Origin of the sequence: Microbacterium sp. F2, from assembly GCF_052274505.1 — a bacterium.
In the GTDB taxonomy this organism is placed as follows: domain Bacteria; phylum Actinomycetota; class Actinomycetes; order Actinomycetales; family Microbacteriaceae; genus Microbacterium.
In genome coordinates this window covers 20,759-30,988 of record NZ_JBNVBV010000016.1, presented here as the reverse complement: position 1 = coordinate 30,988, position 10,230 = coordinate 20,759, and the positions used below count along the sequence as shown (strand labels likewise).

Annotated in this window: 9 protein-coding genes and 1 other RNA gene; 6 read left to right on the top strand and 4 right to left on the bottom strand. The window is 66.6% G+C overall.

Going from position 1 to position 10,230, the window contains the following annotated elements:
- Window positions 1-61 precede the first annotated feature (61 nt).
- Window positions 62-199: a hypothetical protein gene (locus ACQVDU_RS15745; protein WP_300594641.1), complete on the bottom strand. Its 138-nt coding sequence runs from the start codon at window positions 197-199 to the stop codon at window positions 62-64.
- 303 nt (window positions 200-502) lie between these two features.
- Between ACQVDU_RS15745 and ACQVDU_RS15740 the strand changes: the two genes are divergently transcribed.
- The 3 genes from ACQVDU_RS15740 to ACQVDU_RS15730 are packed head-to-tail and all read left to right on the top strand — an operon-like array spanning window position 503 to window position 1,744.
- The gene (locus ACQVDU_RS15740) at window positions 503-1,009 is read left to right on the top strand and encodes a helix-turn-helix domain-containing protein (RefSeq protein ID WP_300594638.1); all 507 of its coding nucleotides are present in this window, start codon (window positions 503-505) and stop codon (window positions 1,007-1,009) included.
- Window positions 1,010-1,011: 2 nt separating this feature from the next.
- On the top strand, window positions 1,012-1,584 hold the full coding sequence (locus tag ACQVDU_RS15735) for a PIN domain-containing protein (RefSeq protein WP_300594635.1): 573 nt from the start codon (window positions 1,012-1,014) through the stop codon (window positions 1,582-1,584).
- 10 nt (window positions 1,585-1,594) lie between these two features.
- Window positions 1,595-1,744 (top strand): hypothetical protein, encoded by a 150-nt coding sequence (locus tag ACQVDU_RS15730; protein ID WP_300594632.1) that lies wholly within the window; start codon window positions 1,595-1,597, stop codon window positions 1,742-1,744.
- A gap of 214 nt (window positions 1,745-1,958) precedes the next feature.
- Here the strand turns inward: ACQVDU_RS15730 and ACQVDU_RS15725 are convergent, their stop codons facing one another.
- From ACQVDU_RS15725 to ACQVDU_RS15715, 3 genes are all read right to left on the bottom strand, one after another.
- Complete coding sequence (locus tag ACQVDU_RS15725) at window positions 1,959-4,154, bottom strand: transglutaminase family protein (RefSeq protein WP_443477637.1); 2,196 nt, start codon at window positions 4,152-4,154, stop codon at window positions 1,959-1,961.
- Window positions 4,155-4,243: 89 nt separating this feature from the next.
- Entirely contained in the window at window positions 4,244-5,464 is a 1,221-nt protein-coding gene (locus tag ACQVDU_RS15720; RefSeq protein WP_443477636.1) for a DUF58 domain-containing protein, read from the bottom strand.
- 1 nt (window position 5,465) lies between these two features.
- Window positions 5,466-6,479 carry an AAA family ATPase gene (locus tag ACQVDU_RS15715; RefSeq protein ID WP_300594625.1) on the bottom strand — a complete coding sequence of 338 codons (1,014 nt, stop codon included), beginning with the start codon at window positions 6,477-6,479 and terminating at the stop codon, window positions 5,466-5,468.
- 142 nt (window positions 6,480-6,621) lie between these two features.
- Between ACQVDU_RS15715 and ffs the strand changes: the two genes are divergently transcribed.
- From ffs to ACQVDU_RS15700, 3 genes are all read left to right on the top strand, one after another.
- Window positions 6,622-6,718, top strand: an RNA gene (gene ffs / locus ACQVDU_RS15710) — signal recognition particle sRNA small type.
- A 52-nt stretch (window positions 6,719-6,770) separates the two neighbouring features.
- Complete coding sequence (gene pta / locus ACQVDU_RS15705; RefSeq protein ID WP_443477635.1) at window positions 6,771-8,954, top strand: phosphate acetyltransferase; 2,184 nt, start codon at window positions 6,771-6,773, stop codon at window positions 8,952-8,954.
- Window positions 8,951-10,183 carry an acetate kinase gene (locus ACQVDU_RS15700; protein ID WP_443477634.1) on the top strand — a complete coding sequence of 411 codons (1,233 nt, stop codon included), beginning with the start codon at window positions 8,951-8,953 and terminating at the stop codon, window positions 10,181-10,183. The genes pta and ACQVDU_RS15700 overlap by 4 nt, the downstream gene beginning before the upstream one ends.
- Window positions 10,184-10,230: the final 47 nt, after the last annotated feature.

Genomic DNA, 10,230 nt, shown 5'->3' with positions numbered 1-10,230 from the left:
TCCTAGCCATCCCTTGGATTCTCGCTTCCCCAGCATCGTGCTGGAATCAGCGTGTCCAAGATCAGGGGTCAAGCGCCCCCCGTTCTTGAGAGACGACTTGCCAACCATCGGCTTGCCATTTCTTGACAGCACGGTCTTCCATGCCGCGGACGGCGCGGATGGTCTTGAGTTCGTAGTTGGTGTTGGTGCTGTTCGTCATGACCTGAGTCCCTAGTTCATGGCCGGGCGTGGCAGATCTGAGCATACTGATCTGTCAGGTTCGTCCCGAGGCCGCCTCTGGGCGCAGTCGCCGTAGAGAAGCAGGCGTTGGTGCGGCTAGGAAATGCTTGGACGCGGCCACAGGCTCGGCCGGGAAACGCCGATGTCACAGCGGTGTGCCTCTGGGGTGGCGACGGTCGGCTGTGCGCCGATGATGTCGGTGAAGCGAAGCTCGGGTCCTCCACTTCCCGCCAATGTCCTGAACGATATGGCGGATTTGGCCGATTTGGGCGAATATGGATCCATGAGCACCGCATCCGTACGAACGAGAGACCCGTTGGTCGTCGACCCGCCTCAGGACCTCAGTGAGATGCTTGAGCTCGCGCGATTCCTGGAGCATCACACCGCTCCTGCGCTGCTGCTTGGTCCTGATGGCGAGCAGATTCCGCTCCCGATGGTGGCGTACGACGTGCTCCGGCAGGTGGTGTCGGCGATGGAGCGCGGCGAGGCTGTCAGCGTCGAACCCATCGATCGGCAGCTGACGACCCAGCAGGCGGCAACCCTGCTCGGTATCAGCCGCAACACCCTGGTCCGGTTGCTCGATGAAGATGAACTGCCCTTCGAGCGGTTTGGCGAGTCCAGGCATCGCAGGTTGCGACTGCACGACGTTCTCGCATACCGCGACCGAAAGCGCGCTGACCGACGGAGCCGCTTGGACGAGCTCACCCGGCAAGCGGACGAGGACGGGCTATATGACGTCGATGCGGACGCCTATAAAGAGGCGTTGGCTGAGGCGCGGAAGCAGTCGTAGCGGTGGCGCGGTTCACGGCATTCCTCGATGCGTGTGTGATCGTGCCCCTTGCGCCGTGTGACACCATGCTCCGGATGGCTGACGCGGGTGCGTTTCGCCCGGTCTGGTCGCAGAATGTCCTCGTCGAAGCGCTCCGAGCGCTCGAGCGCATTCACCCGGATGTCGATCCGAGCCGGTTCCGTAGCCGGTTTCGATCAATGAACGAAGCCTTTGACGATGCGCTCGTCGAAGGCTGGGAGCCGCTCGCCAAGGGCATCGAACTGCCCGACCCGAACGATGCCCACGTTGTGGCGGCCGCACTTCTCGGCAGGGCCGACCTCATTGTCACCGAGAACGTGAAGGACTTCCCAGACTCCGTACTCGCTCCGCTGGGGCTTGAGGCCATCCGGACCGACGCGTTCCTCCTGGATCAGTTCGATCTCTCGCCGCGGGGTGCCTGCCGGATCGTGACGGAACAGGCGGCCGCTATGCGTCAGCCACCCGTGGAGCTCACCCAGCTGCTTGATCGGCTTTCACGAAGCGGAGTTCCTGGCTTCGCGCAGAAGGTCCGCGAGGCTCTGGAGAGCGACGCGTAGCATCGGACAGATGCTGCGCGGCGAGAATTTCGAGCGAAACCGCGACGAGATCCAGAGGGCTGCGCTCGAGGAGTTGCGCGCACTCGACGGGTCCCCGAAGAGCGCTGTTCAGATGCTGACGGGCGCAAGCGACGACGAGCGCGGTGGCTTCGGTCGATGACCGAGGGCCAGCGGTAACGCAGCGGTAACGGAATATCTGCGCGCGCGTGTTTTCGACTGTGCGCACATGTGCCGAACTTCCGCGGAATCACGCCGATCTCGCCGGTCGAGCCGGCATTCGTTGACCTGCGATAGGGGTTCAAATCCCACCGTCACCGCCATTGTCCTGAGCCGCGACCCGTTCACGAACGGGTCGCGGCTCAGGGCTTTTTCGTCTAGCCGCGGGTGAACAGGCCGAACACGAGCGACCGAGGCGCAACCAGGGCGATCGAGCGTCGCGCAGGAGATGCCGCCAGCATCACCTGGCCGCGAACCTCTCGAGCCGCCTGGGCGAGCGTCCCGCGCTCGGTTCCGCCATCGCCGGGCCGCTGCCTCGACACCGTGCGAGCACCGGCCAGCGCATACGACTCACGTTCGATAGCCGATACGAGCACAGACATGGCGTCCGCATCAACGCCGTGCTCCCGCACGAGCCGGTCCCCGAGCATCCGCGGGGTGTCGCTACCTGCCACCTGGATGCCGAGATCCACCGCCGTACCCCGAACAACTGCCCACCCGGCCACCGCATCACCGCGCGTGGCCGACGCAAGCAGTCGCCGTCGGCGCAGCTCAGCAATGACGCCCGGCGCCGCCAGCAGAGCGAGCAACCCGACCGCGAAGGCTCCCCATCCGAAGGCCGCAAGGTTCCGCTGCAGGGGAAGGGGAACCGAGGCATTCGGAGTGTCGAGGTTCTCGGAGAGGGCCGATCGCGTGGGCTGCGGCGTCGCCGACGGCGCGGATGAGGCGGTTGGCGTGGGGTTGGCCGCGTCGTTCTGGGCGGCATCCGTGGCCGATCCGAACCGCGTCGCCGTCCCGAGGCTGTTGGTCGGCTCGAAAGCGACCCAACCGATCCCGTCGAAGTACACCTCCGGCCACGCGTGAAGCTGTCCGCTGAGCACCGACCGCACGTTCTGCCCGTCAACGACAGTGCTGGTGTTGACACCGGGCAGATAGCCGACCACGATCCGCGACGGCATATCGAGGGTCCGTGCCATGAGCGCGAATGCCGACGCGTAGTGCACGCAATACCCGGACTTCACCTCGAGGAAGGCCGCTACGGCGTCAGCGCCTGACCCGTCGAACCCCTGCTCGACCGGGGCGTCGAGCGAGTACCGGAAGTCCGATCCGCGGAACCAGGACTGCATCGCGATCAGCGCGTCATAGTCGTTCGTGGTGCCGGCGGTGATCTCTCGCGCGGTCTGGGCGATGATCTCGGGGAGGTTGTCGGGCAGAGCGGATGCCGTGTCCCGAACCTGGCCAGGGTTGGCATCCGCTGCACGGATCTGGTCGAGGGTCGGTTCGGGAACGCGGGTCTCGACGACATACGACTGCCCCTGCGTCGCTCCGTTCTCGCCCACGACCGTCCGGTTCAGCGGCATCACGTTCCACGAACCCGACAGGCCTTCGACTCCCACAGCAGGGAAGGGCACCGGAAGCCAGGATGCGGAGAGGTCGGTGATCTCGACAGTCGTGGAGTAGTCGGCCACCTCGATGCCGGGACCGGTTTCGACATCGCCGAACGCGGCTCCGCCTTCCAAGGGAAGCGACCACGTGCGGTCGGGTTCCCAGACGGCGCCGGTGAACTCGCTGAGCGTTGCCACGCGCAGGTACGGAGGCAGCGGCGCGGTCGAGCGCATCCGCAGGACCTCGATCTGCTCGGGGCGACGCAGATCCTGCCCGAGTGAGAGGGATGCATCGATCCCGGCGGTCCCGCTCCCGGACGCAACCCGGGGGCCTGGCTGGGGGAGCGAGGGAGTGATCAGGAGGGTCGCGACGAGCGCGAGCGCGCCGATACCTGCTGCGACGGCGGAGGCGCCGCTTGCACGTCCTCCCCGAGGCTCCCGGCCGCGCGTCTCGGCGCGAAGCATCAGCAGCACGGCTGCTGCCAGTAGCGCGAACGACCAGAGGTTGACGGCGCTGGGCACCGCGAGCGCAGGAATCAGCGACACCGTGAACAGGGCGACACCGGCCAGGAGTGGCATCCGCGCTGTCAACGCGATGTGATCCACGGCAATCGTGAACAGGCCGGCCGCCCCGACGACCAAGAAGCTCAACGCCGGAGTGGGGACCAGGGGGGCCGCGCTGTAGAAGATCTCCTCGGATGCCGTGGCCACGAGGCCCGCTGCCTGATCCACGCTCGCAAAGAGCGGGATGATTCCCCACAGAGCGCTCTCTCGCAGGAACACAACTGTGACGACGCCGATCGTGAGCGCAAGCTCGACGGCGCTGATGCCGATCGCCGACATCCGGGTGCGGCGAAGCAAAAACCCCGTGACCATGATCGCCCCCGACAGTGCGAGGGTTCCCCAGATCCAGGCGCCGGGCGCGATGACTCGCGTTACGGGAAGAAGCGCGGCGACGATCCCGATCATCACACCGACGGTAAGCAGGGCGTCGGAGCGTCCGTTTCGCGTCCCCCGGCGGCGGGCGCTGCGCGCTGCCCGCCATCGTGTCGACCAGCTCATCGCCGCGGACCTTGATCGCGCGCGTCGTCCCACCAGCCGGGCATCTCGGGTCCCACGCGAATGGCCTGAACGCGCCACCCCAACTCCGCTGCGTGGTCGAAGGCGTCAGCGCTGGCGTCGGTGGCCAGCAGGATCGGCAGGGTCGTGTGTGCGCCGATGGGTGCCAGGGCTGCGACATCAGACTCAGAGACAGTGCCGGTGATGATGACGATCGGGCCACTGCCGACCCGAGCGAAGGCGCGCGGCAAATCATGGATGTTGTGCCCGGTGCCCGCGATGATGGTTGCGCAGTCCGCAGCGAACGCGTCGAGGAGCGCCTTTTCGCCCGGTTCGATGGGCTCGTGGAGCGGGGTTCCGTCGCTGTCGAGGATGCTGACGGTGTAGCCGTCGCGCGAGAGTTGCGCCACAGCCGACACGGTCGTGGCAACTGCTGCCTCGAAAGCGGGATCCTGCCCAGGCGCAGTAGCTGCCCCAGCGCCCCAGCGCGCGTCGTCCCGGTCGAGCACGACGACGGCATCCGGTGCTGCTTCGTTCTCTTCCTGGCGCACCATGAGGCCGTCGTGGTGAGCTGACGCACGCCAGTGGATGCGGCGCATCGAATCCCCCGGCTGATAGGGGCGGGCAAGCAGATTGTCCACGCCATGGCCTCGCTGGGTATGGGTGGCGTGGAGCGCGCCTCCGGCAGTTGCCGTCATCGCACGCAGCGCGGTCACCTCGACCTGCGCGGGAGCGACCCTGACCGATTCGGCATCGACAACTCGCACCGCGCGTCGGGCCAGCCCGAAGGGGTCTTCGGTGACCACCCGCAGCGGGCCGAGCGAGTGGGTGCCGCGCATGCTGGGCGTCACGCTGTAGGTCACCGTCGCGACTCGCTCGGCTCCGCTCCACGTCAGATCACCCTCGAGTTCGCCGATGAAGACCGGGTCGGCGAGTTCGTGCCACCGCCCCGATCTGCCCATCATGCGGTTCGGTGGTCGTAGCGTGACCGTGACCGTCGTGGGTTTGCCGACCGTCGAGACGTCAGGGACGATCCGTCTGGGTGTGGCGGCGGGAGCTGCCCGAAACCAGAGCGATGCGAGACTCCCGGCGCAGAGCGCTGCCATGAGCACACCGAAGAACATAAGCTCGACGACGCCGGTCTCGCCCGCGATCACGAACGAGGCGATCGCAAGGATCAGGGCGCCGGTGCCCCGAAGCGTGAACGGCCACCAGTGCATGTCACCGGCGCGAGGCGAGGGGGACGCGGGCGCTTGCCGCGATCTGATCGAGGGCGCCTGCTACCGCTGCCTCGCCATGGTGTGCGCCACCGGCTGCTCGGGTGGCGATCAGGCGGTGGGCGAACACCGGATGCAGCAGGCCGGTGATGTCGTCGGGAATGACGAACGATCGACCCTCCAGCGCCGCCGCCACCTTGGCGGCTCGCACCAGTTGCAGCGTCGCGCGCGGGCTCGCTCCGAGCTTCAGGTCAGGGTGAGCGCGGGTCGCCTGAGCGAGGGAAACGGTGTATTCCTCGATGGCCGGCGCCACGTGGATGTGTCGCGCCGCCACGATCAACTCCGCCACCTCGTGGGTCGTGACGACGGGGCGCACGGATTCGAGCGGGTTCACGGTCTCACGCTGACGGAGCATGAGCGTTTCGGCGCGAGCATCCGGGTACCCCATCGAGATCCGCATCGTGAACCTGTCGCGCTGCGCTTCGGGAAGAGCGTAGGTCCCCTCCATTTCGAGAGGGTTCTGGGTGGCAACGACCAGAAACGGATGCGGCACAAGGTGCGTGTGTCCATCGACGGTGACCTGGCGCTCTTCCATAGCTTCCAGGAGCGCGGACTGGGTCTTGGGGGAGGAGCGGTTGATCTCGTCGGCGATCACGATGTTCGCGAATACCGCTCCGGGCTTGAACTCGAACTCCCGATCGATGGGGTTGAAGGCCGAAACGCCGGTGACGTCGCCCGGGAGCAAGTCGGGCGTGAACTGGATGCGTCGCACGGCGGCATCGATGGATGCTGCCAGCGCCCGAGCGAGCATCGTCTTGCCGACGCCGGGCACATCCTCAATGAGGAGGTGCCCCTCGGCAAGCAGGCAGATGAGCGCACTGCGAGCTGCCTCCGGCTTACCGTCGATCACGGACGTGATAGCCCCGAGGATCGCGTCGGTGACCTCGGCGAATCGCTCCACGGCAACCCGCGGGCTTCCCGGGGCGACCTGATCCTCGCCGATGACGCTCTCGGTCATACCGCCCCCTCCGCCTGTGCGCGCGCCGCCTCGTCGGATACGCGGCGCCTCGTCGGTCGTTGCACAATCGTAACCTTGGCCGGGTGGGTGCGGCTCTGGGAGGACGCCGCGAATCCCGGCCGGGGCGAGCGGTTAGACTAGGGGAAGCTCTCCGCGCGGCGGCATCCAGGCCAACTCCCCCAGGACGGAAACGTAGCAAGGGTAACCAGGCTCTGCCGGGTGCGCGGAGAGTCTTACTTTTATCCGGCACCTCGCCTGCGCCGCTCCCGGGCTCGCGCCTAGGCTGAACACGTGGCGCAGAGCATCTTCATCACCTCGGCAGAAGGTCACTCCGGAAAGTCCACCATCGCCCTGGGCGTACTCGACGCGCTGAGTCACGCCACTCCGCGCGTTGGTGTGTTCCGAGCGATCGCTCGGTCGACTGTCGAACCCGACTACGTGCTCGAGATGCTTCTCGCTCACGACGGTGTCGATCTGCCGTACGAGGACTGCATCGGTGTGACCTACGACGAAGTGCGGGCCGATCCCGACGCGGCTCTGGGCAAGATCGTCGAGCGCTACAAGGCTGTCGAGGCGCAGTGCGACGCCGTCGTGATCGTGGGGAGCGACTACACGGATGTCGGGTCTCCCGCAGAGCTCGGCTACAACGCCCGGATCGCGGCGAACCTCGGTGCGCCGGTCCTGCTCGTCATGAGTGGTCGAACCGGTGAAGCCGAGAAGCTCGGGTCGTCGCCGGCGCGCACCCCCGAAGAGATCGGCCAGATCACCGCCCTCGCGTTGGCGGAGCTCGCGCACGGCCGGGCGGGGCTGCTCGCCGTCATCGTCAACCGCGCCGAACCGGAGCGCATCCACGATGTCGTCGCCTCGGTGCGCGAGGTGATCGATCACGCGCGCGAACCCGAGCATGTCGCATCCGACGGTGTCGTGCCGGTGTGGGCCATTCCTGAGGACACGTTCCTGGTGGCGCCCACGATGCGCGAAGTCATGGCGGCGATCGATGGAACCCTGATCAAGGGCGACGCGGAACTTCTCTCACGTGAGGTCCTCGGCGTCGTGATCGCGGGGATGTCGATGGTCAATGTGCTTCCGCGGCTGAGCGAAAGCTCCATCGTCATGATCCCGGCCGACCGCACCGAAGTTCTGCTGGCGACGCTGCTCGCTCACTCCTCGGGCACGTTCCCCTCGATCTCCGGCATCCTGCTCAACGGACCCTTCCCGCTACCGGAACAGATCGACAGGCTGATGGATGGCGTCGCCTCGAACCTCCCGGTCATCGCAACCGACGAGGGCACGTTCGAGACGGCCGTCAAGGTCATCAATACACGCGGGCGCTTCGCTGCGGCATCCCAGCGGCGCTACGACACAGCGCTGGCGATGTTCGAGCAGCACGTCGACACCAAGGTGCTGAGCAGATCGCTCGGTCTCGCCCGCTCGACGGTCGTCACCCCGCTCATGTTCGAGTACCAGCTGGTGGAGCGGTCCCGCTCGGATCGGCGCCGGATCGTGCTGCCCGAGGGAAGCGATGACCGCGTCATCCGTGCCGCAGCGACAGTTCTCGCGCGCGGGATCGCCGACCTCGTCATCCTCGGTGACGAGGGCGAGATCCGGACGCGGGCTGCGGAGCTCGGCGTCGACCTGTCAGCTGCGCAGATCATCAGCCCCTTCGATCCCCACTACGTCGAGCGGTTCGCGCAGGAGTACGCGCGCCTGCGGGCCCACAAGGGGATCTCGCTCGATCAGGCAGCCGACACCGTCACCGACGTGTCCTACTTCGGGACGCTGATGGTCCACCTGGGGCTGGCCGATGGCATGGTCTCGGGGGCCGCGCACACGACGGCGCACACGATCCGTCCGGCGTTCGAGATCATCAAGACAAAGCCGGGTGTGTCTGTCGTCTCGAGCGTCTTCCTGATGGCTCTGGCCGACCGGGTGCTCGTCTACGGCGACTGCGCCGTGATTCCCGACCCCACCGCCGAGCAACTCGCCGACATCGCGATCTCGTCTGCAGCGACCGCCGCGCAGTTCGGGATCGACCCCCGCGTCGCCATGTTGTCGTACTCGACGGGGGAGTCGGGGTCGGGGGCGGATGTCGAGAAGGTGCGCGAAGCAACCGCCTACGTCCGCGACCGGGCGCCGGAGCTGCTGGTCGAGGGTCCCATTCAGTACGACGCTGCGGCTGACGCGGCAGTCGCCGCAGCGAAGATGCCCGGGTCCCAAGTCGCCGGTCGAGCCACGGTGTTCGTCTTCCCCGACCTCAATACGGGAAACAACACCTATAAGGCGGTTCAGCGCTCGGCGGGAGCTGTCGCGATCGGGCCCGTGCTGCAGGGCCTGAACAAGCCCATCAACGATCTGTCGCGCGGCGCCCTCGTCGACGACATCGTGAACACCATCGCGATCACCGCGATTCAGGCCCAGGCCGACGCCGACGCGGCGGCTCCGGCATCCAGCGAGAAGGAAGGGACCACCGCATGAGTGTCGTCCTCGTCGTCAACAGCGGTTCGTCGTCATTCAAGTACCAGCTGATCGACATGGACAACGAAGCGGTGCTCGCCTCGGGCCTCGTGGAACGGATCGGTCAAGAGAACGGCCACGCACGCCACACCGTCACCGCAGCGGAGTTCGCCGCGGACGAGCCGGCACCGACGTTCGTGAGCGCGACCTCCGAACGGGATCTGCCGATTCCCGACCACACTGCAGGCTTCCAGGTGATGCTCGATGCCTTCGCGGCGCACGGCCCCTCGCTGCAGGCCAATCCCCCCGTCGCTGTGGGGCACCGCGTCGTTCACGGTGGTGCGCGCTTCTTCGAGCCGACGCTGGTTACTCCGCTCGTGCTCATCAACATCGAGGACCTCTCGGTCCTCGCGCCCCTTCACAACCCGGGGGCGGTCCAGGGCATCCGTGCCGCGCAGGAAGCGTTCGACGCGATTCCCCACGTCGCTGTCTTCGACACCGCATTCCACCAAACGCTTGCCCCCGCCGCCTACACGTATGCGATCGACCGCGAACTTGCCGAGCAGCATCGCCTGCGCCGGTACGGGTTCCACGGCACCTCGCACAAGTTCGTGAGCGAAGCAGCAGCGGCATTCCTCGGCCGTCCGCTCGGAGACCTCAAGCAGATCGTGTTCCATCTGGGCAACGGAGCTTCGGTCACCGCTATCGACGGTGGTCGCTCGGTCGACACCTCCATGGGGCTCACGCCGTTGGAGGGCCTGGTCATGGGCACCCGCTCGGGCGACGTTGACCCGGCCATCGTCTTCCAGCTCGCGCGGCGCGCAGGTTTGTCCATCGACGACCTCGACGACCTGCTCAACAAGCGTTCGGGGCTGCTCGGGCTTGCGGGAGCCTCCGACATGCGCGACATCGAACAGCGTTATGAGGATGGTGATGAGGCTGCGACACTCGCCTTCGATGTCTACATCCATCGCCTCCGCACCTACGCCGGTGCGTATCTCGCGCAGCTCGGCGGTGTGGATGTCATCTCCTTCACCGCCGGCGTCGGTGAAAACTCGCCCATCATTCGTGCGGCAGCCCTCGAAACCCTCGGCTTTGCGGGAGTGGAGATCGAACCCGAACGAAACGAGCGGCGGGAGCGCGGCATCCGTCGTATCTCGACCGATGCGTCTGAGGTGAGCGTCCTGGTCGTACCGACCAATGAAGAACTCGAGATCGCTCGGCAAACTCTGGGCGTCGCGCAGGGCTGAGCGCCCGCAAACCAGCATTACGGCAGGGTCGAACTACTACGCTTGCA

Coding starts and splice junctions, on each gene's coding strand:
- ACQVDU_RS15730 (WP_300594632.1), top strand. CDS start 1,595: ATGCTGCGCGGCGAGAATTTCGAGCGAAACCGCGACGAGATCCAGAGG.
- ACQVDU_RS15700 (WP_443477634.1), top strand. CDS start 8,951: ATGAGTGTCGTCCTCGTCGTCAACAGCGGTTCGTCGTCATTCAAGTAC.
- ACQVDU_RS15715 (WP_300594625.1), bottom strand. CDS start 6,479: ATGACCGAGAGCGTCATCGGCGAGGATCAGGTCGCCCCGGGAAGCCCG.
- ACQVDU_RS15745 (WP_300594641.1), bottom strand. CDS start 199: ATGACGAACAGCACCAACACCAACTACGAACTCAAGACCATCCGCGCC.
- ACQVDU_RS15740 (WP_300594638.1), top strand. CDS start 503: ATGAGCACCGCATCCGTACGAACGAGAGACCCGTTGGTCGTCGACCCG.
- ACQVDU_RS15720 (WP_443477636.1), bottom strand. CDS start 5,464: ATGCACTGGTGGCCGTTCACGCTTCGGGGCACCGGCGCCCTGATCCTT.
- ACQVDU_RS15725 (WP_443477637.1), bottom strand. CDS start 4,154: ATGATCGGGATCGTCGCCGCGCTTCTTCCCGTAACGCGAGTCATCGCG.